The organism is Nostoc sp. S13 (genome assembly GCF_029379315.1).
In the GTDB taxonomy this organism is placed as follows: Bacteria; Cyanobacteriota; Cyanobacteriia; order Cyanobacteriales; family Nostocaceae; genus Nostoc.
In genome coordinates this window covers 37,217-60,605 of sequence record NZ_JAQYWQ010000010.1, presented here as the reverse complement: position 1 = coordinate 60,605, position 23,389 = coordinate 37,217, and the positions used below count along the sequence as shown (strand labels likewise).

The following is a 23,389-nucleotide window of genomic DNA, read 5'->3' as shown; positions in this document are numbered from 1 at the left end:
CCGCCCTCAAAGTAATCAATATTTAAACTAAACTAAACTAGCGATCGCAACTAATTACCGATTTGAGGCGCACTCAAAGAAACCTTTAGTGCATCGTCTTTTTGCTGTGCTAATGTCGGCACAGAATCACGCAATCTTGCCGTCAATTGTACAGTTGTAGCGTCATACATTTGAGTCAACAACTTCGGATAAAAACCAATACCAATAATTGGTATCAACAAACAAGCAATAATAAATACTTCGCGGGGTTCAGCATCTATCAAAGCTTGGTGAGAAACTAATTCCTTGTTCTCTTGTCCGTAGAAAATTTCCCGCAACATCGACAGCAGATAAATTGGAGTTAAAATTACTCCCACTGCCATCAAGAACACCACAATGACTTTGAAGGTAGAGCTATAAGCATCACTAGTCGCAAAGCCAACAAATACCATCAATTCTGCCACGAAACCGCTCATCCCTGGCAATGCCAAAGAAGCCATTGAACAGGTGGTGAACATGGCGAAAACCTTCGGCATTCTCTTGCCGACACCACCCATTTCATCCAGCATCAGGGTGTGTGTCCGGTCATAAGTTGCGCCAACGAGGAAGAACAAACTCGCCCCAATTAACCCGTGAGAAACCATTTGCAACACTGCCCCACTTAATCCCAAATCGGTGAAGGAGGCGATACCAATCATCACAAAGCCCATGTGGGAAATTGAGGAGTAGGCAATTTTTCGCTTCAGGTTGCGTTGGGCAAATGATGTCAAGGCAGCGTAGATGATATTAACTACCCCCAAAACCACCAATACAGGCGCAAAAAAAGCGTGGGCATCGGGGAGCATTTGGGCATTCATCCGAATTAAGGCGTAACCACCCATTTTCAGGAGAATACCTGCCAATAACATGTGTACGGGGGCTGTAGCTTCACCGTGGGCATCAGGTAGCCAAGTGTGCAAGGGAATAATCGGCAACTTGACGGCGTAAGCAATTAGGAAGCCAGCATAAAGTGCAAGTTGGAAATTGAGGGCGAAATCTTTGAGGGCGAGCGATCGCATGTCGAATGTCACCGTATCGCCGTAAAATCCCATTGTCAGGGCAGACAGTAAAATAAACAGCGAACCGCCGGCGGTGTATAAAATGAATTTGGTCGCTGCATATTGCCGCCTTTTGCCTCCCCAAATCGACAGCAGAAAGTAAATCGGCACTAGTTCCAGTTCCCACACCAGGAAAAATAACAGCATATCCTGGACGGCGAACACGGCAATCTGACCGCCATACATCGCCAAAATCAAGAAGTAAAATAGCTTGGGCTTGAAGGTAATAGGCCAAGCTGCTAAAATCGCCAGCGTGGTAATGAATCCAGTCAAAATGATTAGGGGCATGGACAAGCCATCTGCCCCTACTGACCAATTCAAATCTAGTTGGGATACCCAGGGGTAACTCTCCACCAACTGCAAACCTGGATTGGAGAAATCATACCTAGTATAAAAAGCGTAAACAATTAGTGCAAAATCGATCAGCCCTACGATGAGGGAGTACCAGCGCACTGTTTTGCCTTCTTTGTCAGGGATGATGGGAAGAAGTAGCGACGCCGCTATCGGAAACAGAATAATCGTCGTCAGCCACGGAAAATTAGCTGTATTCATCACAATTCGTCTGCTATCAAAATCATGTTTGGCAAAAAGTCACTAGTTATTAACTAACAGCTTTTTAGGGATTTCGTCTTCCTCGTTAGGTTGATTTAATTAAATTCGCAATCCCCCATTTTTATCTTGAGAGTCTCTTTTGACACTTGTGGGTGCGTAATGTGGGTTGTGATACCCCCAATCAAGTCAAAAATTTACCCTAAAAAAGCCGCTAAAATTATAGTTTAGCGGTGCGATGTCTACGACAAGCCGCTCCGCGTCTACGCATAGCCCAACCCATCGCTAAAAATACACGATGCTATATGCGTGGTTGTTGAAAAAAGCGATTTGGTGCAAAAAAAGCATAACAGGGGAAATAATCCTATGATAATCGCACAAATTAAAAGTCAAATTCGTTATGTTACTAATGTAGATGGAGAAACAACAGATGTACTCATCCCTGTAGAAATTTGGCAACAGATGATGAGTTTCATAAATTCTGATAACGTCAGTGGTTTAGCTTGGATTGATGAACAAGAGCCAAAATCACAAATATTAGCTGATTTGCAAGAATCCATGCGACAAGCAGCAGTAGGACAAACTTTTCCAGTTTCAGAGCTTTGGGACGATATCGAAGCCTAGATTTATAGCAGAAGTTCGTTTTACACCTCCCTTCAAACGCCGTCTCAAAATTCTGATTAAACAATATCTATACCATCAGCTTCATGAATGGTAACAGAGAAGCAAATAATAACACTAAGCTGCATATTTAATAATCTCCAATTCTGCTCCATTATTAATAGCTGATTCTACTTTTTCTAAAACCTGTTCCGTAACTGCATCGCTTAAATAATATTCACCGCAGTTATCACAAATTTCTGCGGGAACTTTTTTTAATACAATAATACATTCATCTCTTTCTAATGTCACAGTTACTAAACCTGGTTTAGTTTCTCCATGCTGACAAATTACGCATCTCATCATCTTCGTCTCCTAGACAATCACTAAGCCCAAAACTGCCCCAAACACAATTAAGCCATAGAATTGAGCGCGACCGTTTTCTACGTACTTCAGACCTTCACCGTTAACAATGGTGAAAAAGCTTGTGAGGTTAACGGCACAATCGACAACGCAAAAGTCAACTTCCATAACTTGTCTTCGCTTTTTAATAGAGAAAGCGCGATTGCCCGCGATCGCATATCATTTATTTACTGTGTAACCTGTCTTGCATAGCAATAACTTCATGCCTTTCTCCGATTTCACTAATCCTTACCAAAATCCGGCTAACATACCACAGAACTATCGCCACCATATAAATCTACAGGAGTTATTTAAAGCTGAAGATCATATAGCGCTAGTTATGCAGGATACTTATATACAAGCCAAGTGTTTGTATGTGGATGCTGAAAACTTACTCACTGAAGCTAAAGCTTATGTAGAACGGATGATATTAGGAGAAGAAGAAGTGACATGAAGGAGGGCAGTAAATATCAGCCAATCCTTGAGTTTTTACGTGGCAGTGATCAAAATGAAATAACTCTATCATTTGCTGAAATCGAAACTTTAATAAAAGATACTTTGCCTAATTCAGCGAAAAGTAAACGGGCATGGTGGAGTAATCGCAGCAAAGGCGCATTACAATCTTCAGCCTGGATAGAAGCAGGATATCGTGTTGAAAATGTTGATATTGATAATCAGCAAGTCACATTTTATAAACCTCCTAATAAGTTTCAAGTTCAGCTTCAGGGTGACACTGTACTGTGGAATGGCGAATTAATCAAAGCACTGCGTCTTCACATGGGTTTAACACAGGCGGAGTTTGCAGAAAGACTAGGTGTCTATCAGCAAACAGTCAGTCAATGGGAAATTGCAGCCTATGAGCCAACCCTAGCTACATCGAAATACCTAACCTTAATTGCCGATCAAGCTGGATTTAAATATATAGACAGAGGCTAAAGGTCGAAAGAACTTTTGATTTATCTGTTGACATTTTACAATGTAGACTTTATTTTTGTCAATATACAATCTACATTGTAAAATGAATATTCAAAACACCGAACCCAAAGCCCTCTTCCTCTCCCCCGACGGCAACGTATACCCTGACAACCTAATTTGCACTGGCATCATCCCCGCAGAACTCGACGGCAAAGCCTGCCCCCATTCCCAAGCAGGGCGCTTTCCTGGAATTAAATCCCTCAATCCTGAAGACTCAAACTACACCATCGACAAAGGAAAACCAGGCGACCTCTGCCCAACCTGCGCCAAACAACAACTTGCACACCTTGGACACTGGCAAGGTAACAGAAATCAAAAATTCCCTGAAGAACTACTATCACTGCGGTTGTTCAAGTGCCGGATGTGGCTATGGCTAGTTGTTCCAGGACTGCACGACCATGATGCAACTCAGCTTTTACCCCAAAATCTATGAGATGAGAGTGTTTAGAAGCGATGAAAACACACTCATACTTACAGCAACCCTGCAACAAAATTACAAATCTGTCAAAAGCCAGCAAATAAGTTTCCGAGGCTTCCTGCTGGCTCTTGGCTCCCTAACAAAAGGAGACATTCACCATGATAAAACCAGTTATTGCCCAAAATCATCCTTGGGTAATAGTAAAAACTGTAGTGATTACCCAATCTCACACTATCGCCCGTTTTGCTAACCGCCAAGATGCAGACGACCATTTAAGATTTTTCCGTCGAACTATTCCCAATGGAGGTTTTGAGATTATGTTTGAACCGCCAGATGATGTAAAAGAAGACTTGAATATTTAACAAAATTTAGGGGGTTTAAATCCCCTACTAATTGATTTCTGAATTCTATTCTCGACCAATCCAGTACACAGGCTTACGTTTGTGATGTGCTATGGCTAGAATACGAATTAAATTATCATCAACAACACGGTATAGGAGTGAATAAGGAAATTTAGGCAGAATCAGCCGACGAACAAATCCTCGAACTACCACACCAGCAGCAGGATAACGCATAAGGAGATTGATTGCACCTTCTACTTCTGTCAAGTAATCTAGCCCTAGCCCCTGATTTTGTTCCTCGTAATAACTTGCGACATCAACCAGTTCTTGCTCTGCCAATGGATGAAATACAATTCTTTTCATTGTAAAGATGCACGAACTCGTTGAAACAATTCTTCAGCCGGAATACCAGTAATTTGATTGGTGTTCATATCTTCATCACGCTTCTGGGCTTCTTCAGCCCAACTAACCGCAATTTCTTGATCTATTCCACTTTCTTGACCCAATCTTTCCAGTAATCTTGCTAATAAAATCACTTGAGAATCTTTTGGAAGTGCAAGAACTTCGGCTTCAAGCTGTTCAAGGGTCATAGTAAGTACCTAAACTCTCTAGTACACTACCTCTTATTTTACTGGAAGTACAAACCATAAAACCTCAACAGTTAACACTGCTGAGGAATTCAAGCTAAAAAAAGGAGTCTAAATTAGACTCTTAAAAAACTTAGGGGCGGACGATCGCCCACCCCTATTAAAATCAGGTAACACCAAAAACAATCACTAAGCCCAAAACAGCCCCAAATACAATCAAGGCATAGAATTGAGCGCGACCATTTTCTAGGTACTTCAGACCTTCACCACTGACAAGGGTAAAAAAGCCTGTGAGGTTAACAGCACCATCGACAACGCGGAAGTCAACTTCCATAACTTGTCTAGCTAGGCGACGCAAGCCGAGAACAAAAACCCGATGGTAAATGTCATCAAAGTACCACTTGTTGAGAGATAACTCGTAAAGTGGTTTGATTTTAGCAGCGATCGCCGCCGGGTCAATTTTCCCTTGCAAATACATCAGCGAAGCTAAAGTAATTGCAATCAAAGAAATTCCCACTGAGGCACCTGCCATGATGTAGAATTCCGTCGGATTGAATTCGGAAGCCTTTTCTAGAACTTCGGTGAGAGTTTCACTAGGAGGAAAGATAAATTCTTCAAAATAATTCGCGTAGGGAGTTCCTAGCAAACCAATCAAAATCGAAGGCACAGCCAACAGTGCCAACGGCAGAGTCATTGTCCACGGCGACTCATGAGGAGAATCGCTATGATGCTCGTGGGAGTCATGGGAATCATGGTGTTCACCAGTTGCCGCCAATTCTCCTTTTTTCATTGCCCCAGGCCCAAAATTCGGGGCTGGTTCTGCTGACTCTAATTCCAGGACGATTGTCGCCGCCGCCTTCTTGAGTTTTTGCTTGATTTTCTCGTTATTACCCCGGAATTCGCCTTCAAATGTCGAGAAATACATTCTAAACATATAGAAAGCCGTAATCCCGGCAGTTAGCCAGCCAATCAACCAGAGGAGTGGGTTAGCCTCAAAAGCCTTCCCTAGAATTTCATCTTTTGACCAGAAACCAGCAAAGGGCGGAATACCAGAAATTGCCAAGCAACCAATCAAGAAGGTAATTGCGGTGATCGGCATATACTTCCGTAGACTACCCATCAGTCGCATATCTTGTGCTAAGGCGGGGTCGTGACCGACGACACCTTCCATGCCGTGAATTACTGAACCTGAACCCAAGAACAGCATCGCCTTAAAATAGGCGTGGGTCATCAGGTGGAATAGACCAGCACTGTAAGCACCTATTCCCATTGCCATCACCATGTAACCGAGTTGGGAAATGGTGGAGTAAGCCAAGCCCTTCTTAATATCATTTTGGGTAATGGCGATGGTTGCCCCCAAAAACGCGGTAAACGCCCCAGTAAAGGCAATCACGCTCATTGCTGCTGGAACGTGTTCAAATACTGGGTACATTCGGGCAATCAGGAAAACACCTGCTGCCACCATTGTTGCTGCATGGATTAAGGCAGAAATGGGGGTGGGGCCTTCCATTGCATCTGGTAGCCAGACATGGAGGGGGAATTGGGCAGATTTAGCCACTGGCCCTAAGAAAACTAAAATCGCAAACAGGACAGCGAGAAAATTGCTGATAGAACCTGATTGTACGAGTTGGGCTAGGCGATCGCCCATGACATTAAAATCAAAGCTTCCCGTTGCCCAGAACAGCCCCAAAATGCCGAGTAACAAACCAAAGTCGCCCACGCGGTTGGTCACAAATGCTTTTTGAGCGGCATCGGCTGCTGACTTGCGATCGTACCAAAAGCCGACCAGCAAGTAAGAACACATTCCCACCAATTCCCAGAATATATAAATCTGTACTAGGTTGGGGCTGAGTACCAGACCTAACATTGAAGAGCCAAACAAACTCAGATAAGCATAAAACCGCACGTAACCGGGATCGTGAGCCATGTAGCCATCGGTGTAAACCATCACTAAGAAGGCTACCGTTGTCACAATCACCAGCATTAGGGCTGTCAGGTGGTCAATAGTGTAGCCCATGTTCAGGTGAAAATTACCTGCTGCTGCCCACTCCAAGGTGCGGATATAAGTCGCATGTCCTTGAATTTGACTCCATAGCAAGGCAAACGACAGCCCCATAGCTGCTCCCATTAGGGAGATAATGACCACAGCGTTAAGCTGCCGTAGGCGGTTTGTCACCTGATTCAACGAGATTAACCCTAGACCGACCAGCATTGCCCCAAAAAGAGGGAACACCGGAATCAGCCAGGCATACTGATAGATTACTTCCATCACTGACGCCTACTTTTAGAATTCTTGATTAGCGTGTCGGAACTGTTAATAATTGTGACACACACCCTTTAGGATAAAATAACCCACCCAAGGCTGATTGGGTGGGGTGTTAAGCATGGTTTTAGATTTGGTCATTTGTCATTGGTCATTTGTCATTGGTCATTTTTCCTATGCCCCATGCCCCGTACTTCTCTACGAGAGGCTGCGCCAACGACAACGCTTATTATAATTGCCCCATGCCCCATGCCCCATGTCCCATGCCCCATGCCCCATGCCCCATGCCAATACCTATCAGGCTGACCGATACTCTAAGTCAACTGTTTTTGAACTTTTGTAGATTTTGGGGCAACTGCTGTAGCTGGCTTTAATCTCTTCTAAAGCTAGACGTAAATCTTCTCTGCCGCGAAAGCTTTCCAAGCGATGGCGAATAGTGCCATTTTCAATCAATAGTAAAGTGGGTAGTGATTTTAGCCTATAAGTAGTAGACAATTTAAAATTTTGATCGGCGTTAACCCCAACTAATTTAATTTCCTCCCCGCATTGGGCTTGAAATTGTAACAGAAGTGGGTGGATAATCCGACACAAGCCACACCAAGGTGCTTCAAAATTAACTAAAACAGGAATAGGAGATTCTAAAACTTCTTGAGTAAATGTCCGCTCACTAACCGACAACACCATGACACCTCTTGGATTATAAGGTTTTTATATTAAACTACCGATCAGCAATGAACTGAAGCATTGGCAAGCCAGTAACTGCCGTATGAATGCTTTCAGGAACCAAATCTCAGGACACAGAATAATTAATTAAGCAAAAATTGAGCGCCTTGATGTGTCTCTGATAAAAAAGCCAGCGCGACTTTCACGGTGGCTTTTTTGGGATGTTAAACTCCTAATTGCCGTCTTTACCTGGGAATTTGACTGAATCTGCCACTTACTCCCAACGAAAAGCAATTGACCAACAACTACCAATATAAAATCTTAAGCTGACTGAACAGACCTCCACTAAATAGATGTTTGAACTTATCCTACATTGATTTGGGGGCAATTGATAAGCTGAAATTGTCATTTATTTGGGATTTTCTGCTGACACTGGGGATCAACTAAATTTACCATCCTATACTACTAGTTGCTTCCAGCAACAGAGGGTGCGACCACCAAAGCAAAGCGATAAAAATCGCAACTCCCAAATAGGCAGGGCGGAGAAATTCCTGCCATTTGATAGATTGACGTCCGTCGATAATTGCTTTGAAGGGAATAATTGAAGTCCGTTGTTTGGCAATTTCAAAGGCTTCCCCATAGCGATGCAAGAGGCGGCGATCCCCGTGCCAAACCCCAAACAAGTGATGCAACACCAATCCAATGGAAGTCACAAGGGTAAATGTAGTACCTAGCCACAGAGTATGGGCAACACACCAAATGATTTGTCCCACCATCTGGGGATGACGGGTAATCCGAATAATTCCTGTTTCGTAAAGATGAACTTGGGGCTTTTGAATAGCAGCAATTTCTAGTAGATTGAAGGTAGCAGGATATAAAAACAAAAACGAGATCGCTGACAGCAGCCAAACAAATTCTCGCACTCCTAGCACCCCTTGTACCTGCCAAAGTTGCAAACCATCATAGCGATGCCCAAAAAAGTAAATAATTAATATCACAGCCAACAGGATGCTAACTAATGCAAACAGAATGCGATAAAGCCTTGGCCCAATGTATTTTTCTGCCCAAGGGCGTAAAGCAGCGCCTCCACTGTGAGCGATCGCAAAAGCTATTTGTAACCCCAGTATGACAAAATGACTAGGTGTCAACCAAGAAATCAGCAGCATATACACGGGTGAAATAATTTAAAGAAAATTGAACTCAGTACAACCAATACCACAAAGTATTCAAAAGGAGACTTTAGTCGAGATGTTGTGCTAATGTCTTTTTCGAGTCAAGCCTTCAAGTTTAATATGCAACAAATCATCACTGGCTGATTACTGCCAAAGCTAATTTGTTGTGTGCATCCGCTCCTTTTAAAGTTTGTGGTTTGAGCCTTATGTCTGACCTTCCTTTCACTTTAGATCAGTTACGTATTCTGAAAGCGATCGCCCAAGAAGGAAGCTTCAAGCGTGCCGCTGATAGTCTTTACGTCTCCCAACCTGCCGTGAGCTTGCAAGTCCAAAATCTGGAACGGCAGCTAGATGTCCCCTTATTCGACCGTGGAGGACGACGCGCCCAATTAACCGAAGCAGGGCATCTACTCCTCAGCTACGGTGAAAAAATCCTCAGTCTGTGTCAGGAAACCTGCCGCGCGATCGAGGATTTACAAAATCTCCAAGGCGGTACTTTGATTGTCGGTGCTTCTCAAACTACCGGCACTTATCTTTTACCCAGAATGATCGGTATGTTTCGACAAAAATATCCCGATGTGGCAGTGCAATTACACGTCCACTCCACTAGGCGAACTGCTTGGAGTGTGGCTAACGGACAAGTTGATCTGGCGATTATTGGCGGTGAAATTCCCGGTGAACTATCAGAATCTTTAGAAGTTCTTCCTTACGCTGAAGACGAACTAGCGCTGATTCTACCTGTCTTTCATCCCTTTGCCAAACTTGAAAAAATCCACAAAGAAGACCTATATAAATTACAATTCATTGCTCTAGATTCCCAATCGACTATCCGCAAAGTAATTGACCAAGTGCTAGCACGCTGTGAAATTGATACAAGGCGTTTTAAGGTTGAAATGGAATTGAATTCCATTGAAGCAATTAAAAATGCTGTGCAATCTGGTTTGGGGGCTGCCTTTGTTTCAACTAGCGCGATCGCTAAAGAGTTACAAATGGGTGTTCTGCACTGTGCCAACATTGAAGGCGTTGTTGTCAAACGGACACTGTGGCTGATTTTTAATCCTAATCGTTATAGATCCAAGGCCGCAGAAGCTTTTAGTCGGGAAATTTTGCCCCAGTTTGCTAACCCTGGATGGAATCAAGATGTGTTAATATTGGCACAAAAAAGTATAGTGGTAACTACCTTGGATGGAGCTACGGCCATCTCATCCGGCGAAACCTAAAATCAAGTTATTTGTCTTTTGTTTTTTGTAAATGACCAATGAGCAAATAATTCGTAATGACGCTCGATGACTCGCTTTCCGTGGCGCTAAGGTAATTCGTAATTATTAACCCATCGCTGTTCGTGCCGGGTGCCGTAGGCAAGCCACGGGTTTGACAGCAGGAAAAAAGTAAAGTTTCCTGTTCTTGATCAAGAAATTTAGTTTCTATGTAACCTCAATGAACTAATTACGAATTACGTTAGCGTCACACAAAGCGAGTCCCCATACTCCTGCAAATAAGCAAGCTAGCAAGAGCGTCTGTCTTCGACACGCTGCCCCAACATAGAGAGCGTCATGATCAATTACGAATTATTGTGACTATTTACGAAAATGGAAGTTTACTGCACTCGTCCACGTTGTCCACGCCCACAAAACTATTTCGGCGATTTAGATGATATTACGACGCTGAAAACAATGCAGCAAAAGTATTGTACTACCTGTGGTATGCCACTGATGCTAGATGGCCGATACGTGACAACGAAGCTGCTAGGAAGGGGTGGGTTTGGAGCTGCCTTTTTGGCACGCGATCGCCGAATACCAGGAATGCGTCAATGCGTAGTTAAGCAGTTTCAACCAGCAGGAAATTTAAGCTCAACTCAATTGCAACAAGCACAGGTGATGTTTGAGAGAGAGGCAGAAGTTTTAGCACAACTTGGTAACGATCATGAGCAAATTCCTGACTTGTTTGCCTTCTTTCCAGTGATAGTTAATAGCTTGCAACCAGGACAGCAAGACCAATTTTTTTACTTGGCACAAGAATACATTAATGGGCAAAACTTAGAGGAAGAATTAGTTCAAAATGGCAAATTCTCTGAACAGCAAGTGTTGGAGGTGCTGCAAGAAATCCTCAAGGTACTAGAGTTTGTCCATGACAGAGGCATTATCCACAGAGATATCAAACCTTCTAACATCATGCGCCGTCGTGATGGTAAACTCTTTTTACTAGACTTTGGCGCAGTTAAGCAAGTAACAAACGCTGCACTTGGTTCTGCTGTATCTTCCACAGGAATTTATTCTATGGGATTTGCACCACCTGAGCAGATGGCTGGCGGTCAAGTATTCCCATCTACAGACTTATACGCGTTGGCTGTAACTCTTATTACTTTGTTGACAAATCAGGAAGCAGTTCAACTATTTGATGCCTATAGCAACCAGTGGAAATGGCGATCGCAAGTGAATATCAACCCTCGCCTTGCTGACATTTTAGACAAGATGTTGCTACCTGCTGCTAATCAGCGCTTCCAATCAGCCCAGGAGGTTCTACATGCACTTAACTCACAGGCTCAAGCCCCTACACAACTTAATTCGCCTTCTCTAACACTTCCGCCACAACCACCCAAAGGTTCTAGTCCCGTCGTCCCCCGCCGTTCACCAACTCAACCAGCGTTTTCTACAGTGGAATTATTAGCTGGAGCGGCATTTAGTGGATTTGAGGGTGCATTAATAGTGATCGCTCTCTTCAGTCTAGTAAAATCACTAATACCTACTTTCACTGTTGCATGTGTGATTTTGGGGATACTGATATTTGCCCAAACCAGGCGGTGGATTGAAAAGTTCGATTTATTAATTATTCCGACAATTAGTTTTGCAATTATTTTTTTTCTCCCCTTTTTACGGGGGGTTCTTGGCATTCAGGAGGTAGTTATTTTAGCAGTTGCAGCAGCCTTAGTAGCCATTTCATTAACAGCCGTATTTCGACTTATTTATAAATTATTATCTATCTTACTTTAAAAAACTCCTGCTGCTAACAGCCACTTATGTCTCAGAAAAACGAAACACTTAGCCTTTTCTTAGCCGTCGTCATCACCATTGGTTTAATTTTTGGTGGTCTATGGTTTTTTATGGAAAGGTGGGCGCAATTAAGTGGAACTGTTACTAAACCTTCGGAAACTGGCAACACAGGTAATCCCCTAAACCAGTTTGTCAACAAATGTAACGTGTCAAACCTCCCAGAGGGGACATTCAACTATGGTGGTAGTACAACCTGGGCACCCATCCGTAAAGAGGTAGACTCCGTACTAGAAAACCTCTGCCCTCGGTTTATTTTACGCTACACTCAACCTTCATTAGGTCAAGCAGGATCTGGAACTGGTATTCGGATGTTGATAGATAATCAACTAGTTTTTTCTCAATCTTCTCGCTCAGTTAAAGCCGAAGAAAATACAGAAGCTAAACAAAAAGAATTTAGTTTGAAAGAAATTCCGGTGGCGATTGATGGTATTGCGATCGCAGTTAACCTCAATCTCAACATCCCTGGTTTAACTGTCGCCCAACTCAAAGATATCTACACAGGTAAAATTACTAATTGGCAACAGGTGGGTGGGCCAAATTTACCAATTACAGTCTACTCTCGGAGCAAAGAAGCTGGGGGTACAGTGGAATTCTTTCTCGAAAATGTTCTAAATAAAGAGAATTTTGGGGCCAATGTTACTTATATTGGCACAACCACTGAAGCAGTACAAAAAGTAGCTGCAAGTCCTGGCGGAATTTACTATGCTTCTGCTCCAGAGATTGTACCCCAATGTACGATTAAATCCCTACCACTAGGGCGCACAAGCGGTCAATTTGTGCCTCCCTACCAAGAACCCTTTGTACCTCCATCTGAATGCCCCACTAAGCGTAATCAGTTGAATACTCAGGCGTTTCGTAGTGGGGACTATGCAATTACCCGCAATTTATTTGTAATCGTTAAACAGAATGGTCAAACAGATCAGCAAGCTGGGGAAGCTTATGCAAATTGGCTGCTGACACCTCAAGGTCAAGAACTGATCGAAAAGGCTGGATTTGTCAGAATTAAATGATCAAAGCGGTTAGATTTAGCAAAATAATCAAATAATAAACATTTTTACTTTATTAAAAATTGTTCATGTCACAAAAGAATGAAACCACAGTTTTAGCCTTGGCCTTGTTGCTGACAGTTGGAATAGTTGGTGGTGGTTTTTGGTGGTTTACTAATCGCTCTGGGGTCAAAATTAGTAATAACATTATTCCAAATCAGCAAACAGGCAGTAATTCATCTCTTAAAGACAGGATTAGTTTTGGGGAAAAAACTTTGACTTCAGGTGAGATTTCTCCCGCCAAAAAAGAAGGAGTACAGGCGATCGCTGCGAAAAGTTATGATCAAGCGATCGCTAATTTCACAGCTGCTCTAAAACTCAACCGAAACGATCCAGAAGCATTAATCTTTCTTAACAATGCTCGTATCGGTTCCAAAAGCTACACCATTGTAGCTTCTGTACCAATAGGCACTGACCCCAATGCTGCTTTAGAAATTTTACGTGGCATCGCCCAAGCCCAAAATCAAGTTAATAGCTCTGGAGGAGTCAAGGGAGTGCCGTTGAAGGTAGGGATAGCTAATGACGACGACAATCCAGAAATAGCCAAGCAAATCGCTTCCAGCCTAGTCAGCAATCCAGAAGTATTAGGTGTAGTTGGGCCCAATACTAGCGATTCCACTTTAGCCGCAGGTACTATTTATACTTCTGGACAACTTGTAGCCGTATCTCCTACCAGCACATCTGTAAAGATTTCTAACTTTAGCCGCTACGTTTTTCGCACGGTTCCTAGTGATTTTATGGCTGCTAGAAGTTTAGCCAACTACATGGCGAAAACCTTGCAGAAAAAAAATGCAGCAGTTTTCTTTAATTCTCAGAGTAACTATAGCCAGTCTTTAAAGTCTGAGTTTGTTTCATCTGTTTCCCTAGAAGGTGGACAGGTATCGAGCGAATTTGACTTATCCAAGGTGGATTTTAGTGCCGCTAAAAGCCTAGAACAAGCAACTAAGCAAGGTGCAGAAGTGTTGATGTTAGCTGCTAACACTGAAACTCTGGATAAAGCGCTGCAAGTAATTCAGATTAACCAGAAAAAGTTAATTCTGCTGGCGGGAGATGATGTTTACACCGCTAAAACTTTAGAAATTGGCAGAGAACAAGCTGTGGGGATGGTATTGGCAGTTCCCTGGCATATTGATAGCGATCCCAAGTCCGATTTTCCCCAGAAATCTCGGCAGTTATGGGGCGGTGACGTGAGTTGGCGAAGCGCCCTCAGCTATGATGCTACTGTCGCCTTGATTGAGGCATTAAAACGCAATCCCACACGATTGGGAGTCCAAGAAGCATTAGCCTCCTCTGACTTTTCTGCCATCGGTGCTTCTGGTACAATTCGATTTTTAGCATCAGGCGATCGCAATGCGCCAGTCCAACTTGTGAAAATCGTTCCTGGTTCTCGCTCCCGCACTGGTTATGACTTTGAACCAGTGCGATAATCACCAATTAAAAATTAAAAATTAACCAATAGTTAACCTGGAAAAACTCTCAACATGGGAAATTGAGCTTTATGGGGAAAAATCTTAGTGTCAACTAGCAACTTATCCTCACCAGCAATCAAGCCTTGAGAGAAGAAACGAATAATCCAGGGGAAATTTGTTATCCCTTGGTTTCAAAAGTAGTCACAAGTGAGGATTTGTCAGGGATTCGTAAATAAAACACCCGTCTCCAAATACAATCTCAAGTAGCAAGCACTTGTCAAGTTAAGCACTTATATTGAATGGATGCGTCGGTAATTTACTATGTCCCAAAAAAATGAAATACCTATTCTTGTCTTATCCATCCTAATCACGCTTGGGCTAATAGCTGGCGGTTTTTGGTGGTTCAGCAGAAAGTCTGGTCTTGAGCTAAATACAATTAATTCTGGTAGCAGCAAAACGCCTCAAACCGGATCAGAACAAGCTAGTGGTAGGACTTTCACTTCAGTAAAGGATGTTCCTACAGGATTATTCAATTATGGAGGCAGTACATCTTGGGCGCCAATTCGACTAGTAGTTGATCCAGCAATTCAAGCGGCGCGACCAGAGTTACGGCTGCGTTATGTAGAACCCAGCAATGCATCTCCTGGTTCTGGTACTGGTATCCAGTCGCTGATAGACGGTCAATTAGCTTTTGCTCAGTCTTCTCGACCAGTTCTAGATCCGGAGTTAAGCCGTGCCCAGCAGCGTGGGTTCAGTTTGAAACAAATTCCTGTAGCAATTGATGGTTTGGCAGTCGCAGTTAACCCCAGTCTCAACATCCCAGGACTAACGATAGACCAGTTAAAGTCAATTTACACAGGCAAAATTAATAATTGGAGCCAGGTGGGCGGCCCCAATATCCCAATTAAGCCCTATTCTCGCCGCATTGCTGACGGCGGTACAGTCGAACTTTTTGTCCAAGAGATTTTGGGTGGTCAAGCTTTCAGCTCAAATGTGGAATTTATCTCCACAACCACCCAAGCTTTGCAAAAATTGGCTGGTAGTCTTGGTAGTATCTATTACGCTTCTGCCCCAGAGGTGATTCCTCAATGCTCAATCAAAGCCTTGCCGTTGGGGCGAACGCAAGGGACATATATTGCTCCCTACCAAGAACCTTCTGTCCTCCCGTCTGAATGTCCTGGTAAACGAAACAAATTGAACATTGAGGCTTTCCAATCAGGAAAATACCCGATTACCCGTAATCTGTTTGTGGTGGTCAAACAGAATGGGCAGACTGAGCAGCAAGCAGGTGTCGCTTACGCCAACTTACTGTTGACTGAGCAGGGACAGGAACTGATTACCCAAGCTGGGTTTGTCAAAATTCGCTGACACCTGGGTTTGCACTCAGACAGAGTGGCGGAAATCGCCGCTCTGAACTGTGCTTTAACCAGCTCTATTAATCGACTCTGCTGGCAAGCAAATGAGATTATCCCCTTGAGTAAGGATTAAGCCACGTTGACGCAGCTTGCCCATCAAGCGGGTGACGGTGACACGAGTGGAACCAATCGCGCTACCAATTTGGGCATGGGTGAGGGGGAAGGGCAGACAATAGCCGCGAATCACATCAGGATCAGTGTCGCTCATTGCTGGCTCTCCATATTCCTCAATTAACAATGTGAGAAATCCTAAGAGTCGGTCAATTGTGCGGCGTTGTCCCAAGGCACTCAGCCACAGCAGCTTACGCTGGTGCTGATACCTAAAGGCATCCATAACTTCGCGACGGAAGTGAGGCCAGTTGTCTAGGTCGTGCCAATACATCCACAGCACCGCAGTTTGGTCAACATGGGCGTAAGCCTGGAGTGTGAATGGTGATTGGGCAACAATTTCAAATGGCTGTCCCGCTCCCACAAAACCCAAGAACGCTTCTTCTGGGGTTCTGTTGATTCGTCGAGACGTTAGCTGACTAGCAGTCGCACTAACTTGGGCGGTTCCTACCATACGGATCGCACCCCTTTGCACCAAATATAGCAATCCAGGTCGGGCTGGAATGCGCTCATCTTTGCTAAAGGTGCGGCAGCGGTAGTGTTCTTGAGCCCAGTCAAGAATGCGTTGCCAAGTCAAAAAAGGCCGTGATGCCTCAGAAAAGGAGGATGGAGATTGCATAGGTAACAAAGAGCGATCGGCTGAAAACAAAGACGTGTAAATAAAAAGGTGCAAGGAGTGTCTTTGTGTTGGCGAGGCAGGCTTAACGCCTAACAGCGCCAGCCATACAAAGAATAGAAAGCAAATTACTCTCTACTCTTTTGTTATACTTCCTACTGTACAATGATGGTAGTAAAATTTACTTACTATTCATCGATTATTCATTAAATTTTATCCTCCTCTCATTTTTCTTCATATAGATTAGAGTTCTATCCCAAGATAGATGACAGAAAATTAATCAATATATTTGACATGGTGATTTCAATAAAGTTACGTGCATCATAAATTACCAGTTAGCAACTATACATCAATAAAACAGCTAATATATAGTTACGTCATAGAATTACTAAGTATTAATACCTTCAGTAGTGAAAATATACGCATAAAAGGCGAAAAAATTCCTCTACATAAAGGTAGAGATAATAGTAAATTATTTTATATTTCAGGTGTAGCTTTGCGACTTTCAAAATCTCAGAATCAAAAAGCTATGGAGTTTGCTAGTGCGATCGCCTCAGATATATCAGAGATATGTGGTGGCGTTTTTAGCATCCAAATAGTTCCCCCTGGTTGGATACATTTTGAATTGACTGACTCCACGTTAGCGACTTGGTTACAAAGCGTGGCAGTCGGGAGTTCAGGGGGAGATGAGGGAGATGAAGGGAGAATTGATGCCCCATGCCCCATGCCCCATACCCCATACCCCATGTCCAATGCCCCATGCCCCATGCCCCATGCTCAATGCCCAATGCCCAATTCATTGTTTGCTGTTCAATATGCCCATGCACGCTGCTGTTCGCTAGTGTTGCTGGCTCACCGAGAGGGATTGATTAAACTTAGAGAACCAGTTCCAAATAGTAGTCCAGCATTTTGGAGTCTTATTGCCCCCAACCCCATACCTTGGCTCAACAGTGATGGAACATTGCGACTAAATCACCCAGATGAGCGTCGTCTAATTGCCGAGTTAGTGGAAGTGGTAGATAATATAAAGTGCCCTGATATTAGCGGTTCTGTGAAATGGGAAAAAGTAGGGCTGAATTTGAGCCAAGCTTTTGAAAAGTTCTGGTCTAATTGCCGAATTTGGGGTGAAGTGAAAATTACGTCACCAGAGGTAGCCCAAGCCAGACTTGGATTGCTGATGGCTACTCAGTCAGTATTAAGATATGTGCTAGAGGAAAATTTGGGGGTTTTTGCGCCCTTGGAGCTATGAATCGGTAATGTCGCTTAACCAGAAAATAAAAACTTTTATCACAACTATTGACTCAATGCACGACCTCGGCTACATTAGCAGGTGTGTGAGGAGCGAACCAGCAGGGGCACCGAGACGAAACACGGCCAGTCGTCGGTGTCCTTTCTGAATTTATATGGGTTAAAGTTGAAAAACTGCCCTCACTAGAGCAAAAACTTTTCAATTGCTACTGCTGCTCCCTCTTCCTCTACACTAGGAGCTACCCACTGCGCGATCGCCTGCACTCCTGCTGGTGCATTGCCCATAGCTACACCAAGTCCAACATACTCCAGCATTTCCAGATCATTAAAATTATCGCCAATCGCCATAACGTTAGCTATCTGTAATCCCAGCAATTCTTCGGCTAGGTAACGTACAGCAGTTCCCTTATTCACAGAGGCGTTAGTTGCTTCAAAAAAGGTAGCAACAGATGTTGTCAGATAAAGTTCAGCAGGTGTGTATTGGCGGCGTAGATTCCCCAATAGCTGGTTGATCATCTCTATGTCATCAGATAAAGCAAGAATTTTTGTCGGTTCATTCGTTAAGGTTTGGCGCAAATCACCCACGGGAATCGGTGTAACACCAGAACGTTCTGCATAAATTTGGGTTTCTCTAGTTAACTCACGGACGTATAGCTGATCATTGATGTAAAAGTGGACAGATAGGAGTGATCGCAACTCAGGCTGTTCAAAATAGTCGATTAGCTGGTGGGCGATTTCCCTGGAAACAGCCCAATGGCGATGAATTTTTTGGGTGATCGGGTCTTGAATCCAGGCTCCTTGATAAGCCATTAATGGTAGGGTAGAACCGATTTCTTGGTGAAAGCGTAAGGCGGAACGATACATTCTACCTGTAGCGATCGCCACTTGAATTCCTCGTGCTTGGGCGGCAATAATAGCTTGCTTTACACCTGTCCTGACGGTGTTAGAGTGTCCGGCGATCGTGCCATCTATATCCAAAACTAATAGTTTAATGTCTTTTGCAGCAGCCTGATAATCAATAGATGCCAAATGTGTGGCAGATGCTTTCTGCATAATTTCCTAGATTTTAAGTTCCAGTTAGAGGTTAACAGGCTCTAGCGACCAGTGGGGAGTAGTTGAAAAATTAGGTTCTCTACTCACTTACGTACTTATACATACCTGCCAAAAGTTGGTTCTCTTGGGCTTCCGTACTCAAGCTACAAATACGTAGACATCACTTTGTCTAAAATTATGTGTAGGAGCAATTGGGATGCAAAAACTGCGCCAGGACTTACGCAATCAAAGCTTGAAACCTCGATCCCCCCTAACCCCCCTTAAAAAGGGGGGAACTTGAAAGCCCCCTTTTTAAGCAGGGCTGTTTCATTCCATTTCAAACAGGATTTGTCAAGATGGTTAGCGAGAAAATTGTAAGTAAAAGTGACCCTGAGATGAACATTTAAGCACTTAAATATCAGTAAGATAGTTCATTTTATCGGCACGCTGGTAACAAAATAACTAATTTTTAATTGCTATAACCCTTGATTTTTAAAGCTTTTTAGGGAATGAAACAGCCCTGCCCTTTTTAAGGGGGTTGGGGGATCTCTTCTGCGTAAGTCCTATGCGCTATTGTCGCCAAAGCCAAGTTGAACGAGCATCTGAAATTGCTAACTATGTGACAAAGCTTCTGGCTAAAATAGGGCTATGTCTGAAATCACTTCCGCAACCGCAACACGCCCCACGTTCATCCTCGTAGATGGACACTCCCTCGCTTATCGTTCATACTTTGCTTTCGCCAAAGGGCGAGATGGAGGACTGCGTACTAAAACGGGGATTCCTACCAGTATATGTTTTGGTTTTGTGAAGTGCCTGCTGGAGGTAATGGCAACACAACAGCCACAAGCAATGGCGATCGCTTTTGATTTGGGCGAGGCAACTTTTCGCCATGAAGCTGACGAGACTTATAAAGCCGATCGCCCGGAAACGCCAGAAGACTTTATTCCCGACTTAGCAAACCTCCATGAGTTGCTGAATGGCTTCAATTTACCAATGTTCACTGCCCCTGGTTACGAGGCAGATGATGTTTTGGGAACCTTAGCACAACGAGTAACTGCTGCTGGGTATAGGGTGAAGATTCTCACGGGCGATCGCGATTTATTTCAACTGATCGACTCTGACAAAGAAATCACTGTTCTAAATTTTAGTCCAGATGCCCTAAAGCGCTCTACAAATAGCATCACGGAATTTGAAGCAGAACAAGTTAAAGAAAAAATGGGCGTTTTACCTTCACAAATTGTTGATTTCAAAGCTCTTTGTGGTGATAAATCGGATAATATTCCTGGGGTCAAGGGAATTGGTGAAAAGACAGCAGTGCAGCTGCTGAATACCTATGGTTCTCTTGATCATATTTATGCTGCGTTAGATGAAATTAAAGGCGCAACTCAGAAAAAACTAGCAAGTGGTAAAGAAGACGCTGATAGGTCTCGCTATTTGGCAACTATAGTTCTGGATGTTCCGATAGAACTTAATTTAGAAGATTGCAAATTAAAAGGGTTTGATACAATCGTCTTATCTCCAATTTTAGAAAAGTTAGAATTCAAGTCTTTTTTAGGGAAAATTAACGACCTTCAGCAACGTTTTGGTGGCAAAATTGCAGAAAACCAAGAAGCCAAAACAGAGGCAATTAATCCCAGTTCTAATAATTCAGAATTCAACGCTGATGAAGATAATGATTTGTGGTTTTTCAGTGCTAGTGATACAGCAGCCGTTCCACAACAATCTACTTCTCCAATTACACCACGCATCATCAATACCGAAGCTAAACTAACTGAGTTAGTGAAACTTTTGCAAAAATTCACCAACCCAGAGATTCCCGTTGCTTGGGACACTGAAACCACCGATTTAGAACCAAGAGATGCTGAGTTAGTCGGAATTGGTTGCTGTTGGGGAACGAAACCAGATGAGGTAGCCTATATTCCTCTGGGGCATAAAACTGGGGAAAATTTGCCTAAAGATTTTGCGCTAGAAGCATTACGCCCAATTCTCGAAAGTGCTGATTATCCTAAAGCTCTACAAAATGCCAAATTTGACCGCTTAGTTCTAAAGTGTCAAGGAATTAATTTGGCGGGAGTAGTATTTGATCCCATGCTCGCAAGTTACATTCTAAATCCAGATTCTAGCCATAATTTGATGGATTTGTCGCAGCGATATTTGGGATTGATAGCTAAAAGTTACTTAGATTTAGTTCCTAAAGGCAAAACCATTGCTGATATAGATATTTCCGCTGTAACAGATTACTGCGGTATGGATGCTTATTCTACCTTTGGTTTAGTGCCGAAATTGCGTGAGGAACTGGAGAATTTTCCAGCTTTATCTAAGCTATTAGTGGAAGTGGAACAGCCGCTAGAAGCAGTTTTAGCCCAAATGGAATACACAGGCGTCCGCATTAATTCAGCTTATTTACAAGAACTTTCGCAGCATTTAGAAACTGAGTTAGCCAGGTTAAAAGAGGAAGCAACTGAAATAGCTGGGGAAAATTTTAACTTGGGTTCTCCTAAGCAATTGAGCCAAATATTGTTTGAAAAGTTGGGGTTAAGCACTAGACATTCTCGTAAAATTCAAACGGGCTACTCTACAGATGCAGCAACATTGGAAAGACTTCAAGAAGATGATAATACTGGATTTGTTGAGGCGATCATTGAGTATCGCACCCTATCTAAATTAAAGTCTACTTATGTTGATGCATTACCTGCATTGGTGCGTCCAGATACGCAGCGAGTGCATACTGATTTTAATCAAGCAGCAACATCAACTGGTAGGTTATCTTCTTCTAATCCGAATTTGCAAAATATCCCCATTCGTACAGCTTTTAGTCGCCAAATTCGTAAAGCATTTTTGCCAGAAGCTGGTTGGTTAATGGTGGCTGCTGATTATTCACAAATTGAATTGCGGATTTTGGCTCATTTGAGTCAAGAGCCGATATTAGTGCAAGCATATCAGCAAAATGAAGATGTTCACACTGTTACCGCGCGGTTAGTGTTTGAAAAAGAAAATATCACATCAGAAGAACGAGGGATGGCAAAAACTATCAATTTTGGCGTGATTTATGGAATGGGTTCTCTAAGGTTTTCGCGCTCAACTGGGATAGATAAGACCATTGCCAACGAGTTCATTAAGCGGTTTAATGAAAGATATCCCAAAGTATTTGCATATTTGGAGCGAGTCAAAAAAGAAGCGATCGCTCTTGGTTATGTAGAGACTATTCTCGGTCGTCGTCGTTACTTTGACTTTACTAATAACAGTTTACGTAGATTAAAAGGCAGTAACCCAGAAGATATTAATCTGAGTAAATTGAAGAATTTAGGTGCTTATGATGCAGGTTTATTACGCTCCGCAGCTAATGCACCAATTCAAGGTTCCAACGCTGATATTATCAAAATTGCAATGGTAAGACTGCATGAGGTTTTGAAGAACTATCAGGCGCGTTTGTTGTTGCAAGTTCACGATGAATTAGTGTTTGAAATCCCCCCTCAAGAGTGGGAAGCATTACAACCGCAAATTAAGTCGGTGATGGAAAATGCAGTCCAGTTGAGTGTGCCGTTGCTGGTGGATGCGCGTGTCGGTGAAAATTGGATGGAGACGAAGTAAGTTAAACCAATTCGCAATTACGTTTTGTGACGGGGATTCAGCTTAGGCTTCAATTCGCGCTGCCTATAGAGGCTCTTTACTTAAACTGTATAATTAGGCGGGCGGGCAAGATGCCTACCCTACAAGACTTTGATTAAATTTAGATATGCAAACTAGATGTGGAACAGCTTATGAAGTTGATAAAATCATCAAGAGTCAAAAGTATTAACTCTTGATGATGGAGTAGGCAAGAGTTAAGAGTTAACCGCCACGCTTCAGCGCTGCTTCTACTTGCTGTAACTCTTTATCTAAACGATTTTTGAGTTTTTCGGGTACGGGACGATTTGGGTAAGAACTGTAGTGTCCAGCTAGGGAGTTGAGGGCTGTTCGCATGGTTGTAAAGGAGCCAAGACCAGAAACAGAGTTAACCCGCTGATAGCGAGATGAAAAGTCATTAATTTTTTGACGTGTTTCTGCTTGAACTGCTGCTTTATCTGGTGAATCTTGTGATAAATCCAAAGCTTGTCTCATAATATTGACCACAGCTAAGGTGTCTTGGCGATAATCCCCAGTCAAACTATCTGGACTGCCAGAACAGCCCATTAAGCCGATAGATACAACCAAAACCAGCGCAAGCAAACGCGACCAATAGCGCTTCATATGCATTAATTAGATGAATACGTAAATCAACGTCCATCCTACCTTGAATTGGTATCTTGGGGATCAATTGAGTGGAGAGCGGGGCTGTTTCATTCACTAAAAGGCGCTCATTTACAAGCATCTTGAGCAAAAAATCAGGCGATTAAAAAATATGATTGGACAATTATCATCGCGATGCCTTCTCTACCA

General features: G+C 43.1%; 24 protein-coding genes. 13 read left to right on the top strand and 11 right to left on the bottom strand.

The window, feature by feature from the left end; all coding sequences use genetic code 11:
* Positions 1-50: 50 nt before the first annotated feature.
* A complete protein-coding gene (locus PUQ00_RS05685) occupies positions 51-1,628 on the bottom strand; it encodes an NAD(P)H-quinone oxidoreductase subunit 4 (RefSeq protein WP_300414009.1) in 1,578 nt (525 codons plus the stop codon).
* Positions 1,629-1,991: 363 nt separating this feature from the next.
* Here PUQ00_RS05685 and PUQ00_RS05680 point away from each other — a divergent pair, with 363 nt between their 5' ends.
* Entirely contained in the window at positions 1,992-2,249 is a 258-nt protein-coding gene (locus PUQ00_RS05680; protein ID WP_300414007.1) for a hypothetical protein, read from the top strand.
* A 114-nt stretch (positions 2,250-2,363) separates the two neighbouring features.
* Here the strand turns inward: PUQ00_RS05680 and PUQ00_RS05675 are convergent, their stop codons facing one another.
* Positions 2,364-2,591, bottom strand: coding sequence for a type II toxin-antitoxin system MqsA family antitoxin (locus PUQ00_RS05675; RefSeq protein ID WP_300414005.1), 228 nt, complete (start codon positions 2,589-2,591; stop codon positions 2,364-2,366).
* A gap of 9 nt (positions 2,592-2,600) precedes the next feature.
* Complete coding sequence (locus PUQ00_RS05670; protein ID WP_300414002.1) at positions 2,601-2,756, bottom strand: hypothetical protein; 156 nt, start codon at positions 2,754-2,756, stop codon at positions 2,601-2,603.
* A 94-nt stretch (positions 2,757-2,850) separates the two neighbouring features.
* Between PUQ00_RS05670 and PUQ00_RS05665 the strand changes: the two genes are divergently transcribed.
* From PUQ00_RS05665 to PUQ00_RS05650, 4 genes are all read left to right on the top strand, one after another.
* Positions 2,851-3,081 carry a hypothetical protein gene (locus PUQ00_RS05665; RefSeq protein ID WP_300414000.1) on the top strand — a complete coding sequence of 77 codons (231 nt, stop codon included), beginning with the start codon at positions 2,851-2,853 and terminating at the stop codon, positions 3,079-3,081.
* Complete coding sequence (locus tag PUQ00_RS05660) at positions 3,078-3,563, top strand: helix-turn-helix domain-containing protein (RefSeq protein WP_300413998.1); 486 nt, start codon at positions 3,078-3,080, stop codon at positions 3,561-3,563. The genes PUQ00_RS05665 and PUQ00_RS05660 overlap by 4 nt, the downstream gene beginning before the upstream one ends.
* A gap of 82 nt (positions 3,564-3,645) precedes the next feature.
* Positions 3,646-4,035, top strand: coding sequence for a hypothetical protein (locus PUQ00_RS05655; RefSeq protein ID WP_300413995.1), 390 nt, complete (start codon positions 3,646-3,648; stop codon positions 4,033-4,035).
* A 143-nt stretch (positions 4,036-4,178) separates the two neighbouring features.
* Positions 4,179-4,382, top strand: coding sequence for a hypothetical protein (locus PUQ00_RS05650; protein WP_300413993.1), 204 nt, complete (start codon positions 4,179-4,181; stop codon positions 4,380-4,382).
* 45 nt (positions 4,383-4,427) lie between these two features.
* On the opposite strand, the gene PUQ00_RS05645 is transcribed toward PUQ00_RS05650, so the two are convergent.
* The 3 genes from PUQ00_RS05645 to PUQ00_RS05635 form a co-directional block, all read right to left on the bottom strand.
* Entirely contained in the window at positions 4,428-4,724 is a 297-nt protein-coding gene (locus PUQ00_RS05645; protein ID WP_300413991.1) for a type II toxin-antitoxin system RelE/ParE family toxin, read from the bottom strand.
* Positions 4,721-4,951, bottom strand: coding sequence for an addiction module protein (locus PUQ00_RS05640; RefSeq protein ID WP_300413989.1), 231 nt, complete (start codon positions 4,949-4,951; stop codon positions 4,721-4,723). Before PUQ00_RS05640 ends, PUQ00_RS05645 begins: the two co-directional genes overlap by 4 nt.
* 163 nt (positions 4,952-5,114) lie before the next feature.
* Entirely contained in the window at positions 5,115-7,217 is a 2,103-nt protein-coding gene (locus tag PUQ00_RS05635; protein ID WP_300413986.1) for an NAD(P)H-quinone oxidoreductase subunit 5, read from the bottom strand.
* Positions 7,218-7,352: 135 nt separating this feature from the next.
* On the opposite strand from PUQ00_RS05635, the gene PUQ00_RS05630 reads away from it, so the two are divergent.
* Positions 7,353-7,517, top strand: a complete 165-nt coding sequence (locus tag PUQ00_RS05630; protein ID WP_300413982.1) for a hypothetical protein — start codon at positions 7,353-7,355, stop codon at positions 7,515-7,517.
* Here PUQ00_RS05630 and PUQ00_RS05625 read toward each other — a convergent pair.
* Together PUQ00_RS05625 and PUQ00_RS05620 are read right to left on the bottom strand one after the other, a co-directional pair.
* Positions 7,509-7,895 (bottom strand): thioredoxin domain-containing protein, encoded by a 387-nt coding sequence (locus PUQ00_RS05625; protein ID WP_300413980.1) that lies wholly within the window; start codon positions 7,893-7,895, stop codon positions 7,509-7,511. The genes PUQ00_RS05630 and PUQ00_RS05625 overlap by 9 nt on opposite strands.
* A 428-nt stretch (positions 7,896-8,323) precedes the next feature.
* Positions 8,324-9,040, bottom strand: a complete 717-nt coding sequence (locus PUQ00_RS05620) for an NnrU family protein (RefSeq protein WP_300413978.1) — start codon at positions 9,038-9,040, stop codon at positions 8,324-8,326.
* 212 nt (positions 9,041-9,252) lie between these two features.
* Between PUQ00_RS05620 and PUQ00_RS05615 the strand changes: the two genes are divergently transcribed.
* The 5 genes from PUQ00_RS05615 (at position 9,253) to PUQ00_RS05595 (ending at position 15,919) form a co-directional block, all read left to right on the top strand.
* Complete coding sequence (locus PUQ00_RS05615) at positions 9,253-10,266, top strand: LysR family transcriptional regulator (RefSeq protein ID WP_300413976.1); 1,014 nt, start codon at positions 9,253-9,255, stop codon at positions 10,264-10,266.
* 369 nt (positions 10,267-10,635) lie between these two features.
* A complete protein-coding gene (locus tag PUQ00_RS05610; RefSeq protein WP_300413974.1) occupies positions 10,636-12,036 on the top strand; it encodes a serine/threonine-protein kinase in 1,401 nt (466 codons plus the stop codon).
* Positions 12,037-12,062: 26 nt separating this feature from the next.
* A complete protein-coding gene (locus tag PUQ00_RS05605; protein WP_300413972.1) occupies positions 12,063-13,106 on the top strand; it encodes a phosphate ABC transporter substrate-binding protein in 1,044 nt (347 codons plus the stop codon).
* Between the two features lie 65 nt (positions 13,107-13,171).
* A complete protein-coding gene (locus tag PUQ00_RS05600; protein ID WP_300413970.1) occupies positions 13,172-14,569 on the top strand; it encodes an ABC transporter substrate-binding protein in 1,398 nt (465 codons plus the stop codon).
* A 303-nt stretch (positions 14,570-14,872) separates the two neighbouring features.
* Positions 14,873-15,919: a PstS family phosphate ABC transporter substrate-binding protein gene (locus PUQ00_RS05595; protein WP_300413968.1), complete on the top strand. Its 1,047-nt coding sequence runs from the start codon at positions 14,873-14,875 to the stop codon at positions 15,917-15,919.
* Positions 15,920-15,973: 54 nt separating this feature from the next.
* Here the strand turns inward: PUQ00_RS05595 and PUQ00_RS05590 are convergent, their stop codons facing one another.
* A complete protein-coding gene (locus PUQ00_RS05590) occupies positions 15,974-16,693 on the bottom strand; it encodes a Crp/Fnr family transcriptional regulator (protein ID WP_012412419.1) in 720 nt (239 codons plus the stop codon).
* A 313-nt stretch (positions 16,694-17,006) separates the two neighbouring features.
* Between PUQ00_RS05590 and PUQ00_RS05585 the strand changes: the two genes are divergently transcribed.
* Positions 17,007-17,939, top strand: a complete 933-nt coding sequence (locus PUQ00_RS05585; RefSeq protein ID WP_300413966.1) for a DALR anticodon-binding domain-containing protein — start codon at positions 17,007-17,009, stop codon at positions 17,937-17,939.
* 182 nt (positions 17,940-18,121) lie between these two features.
* Here PUQ00_RS05585 and PUQ00_RS05580 read toward each other — a convergent pair whose 3' ends face one another.
* Positions 18,122-18,991 carry a Cof-type HAD-IIB family hydrolase gene (locus tag PUQ00_RS05580; RefSeq protein WP_300413965.1) on the bottom strand — a complete coding sequence of 290 codons (870 nt, stop codon included), beginning with the start codon at positions 18,989-18,991 and terminating at the stop codon, positions 18,122-18,124.
* 627 nt (positions 18,992-19,618) lie between these two features.
* Here PUQ00_RS05580 and polA point away from each other — a divergent pair.
* A complete protein-coding gene (gene polA, locus PUQ00_RS05575; protein WP_300413963.1) occupies positions 19,619-22,561 on the top strand; it encodes a DNA polymerase I in 2,943 nt (980 codons plus the stop codon).
* Positions 22,562-22,801: 240 nt separating this feature from the next.
* Here the strand turns inward: polA and psb27 are convergent, their stop codons facing one another.
* Positions 22,802-23,206 (bottom strand): photosystem II protein Psb27, encoded by a 405-nt coding sequence (gene psb27 / locus PUQ00_RS05570; protein ID WP_300413961.1) that lies wholly within the window; start codon positions 23,204-23,206, stop codon positions 22,802-22,804.
* Positions 23,207-23,389 lie beyond the last annotated feature (183 nt).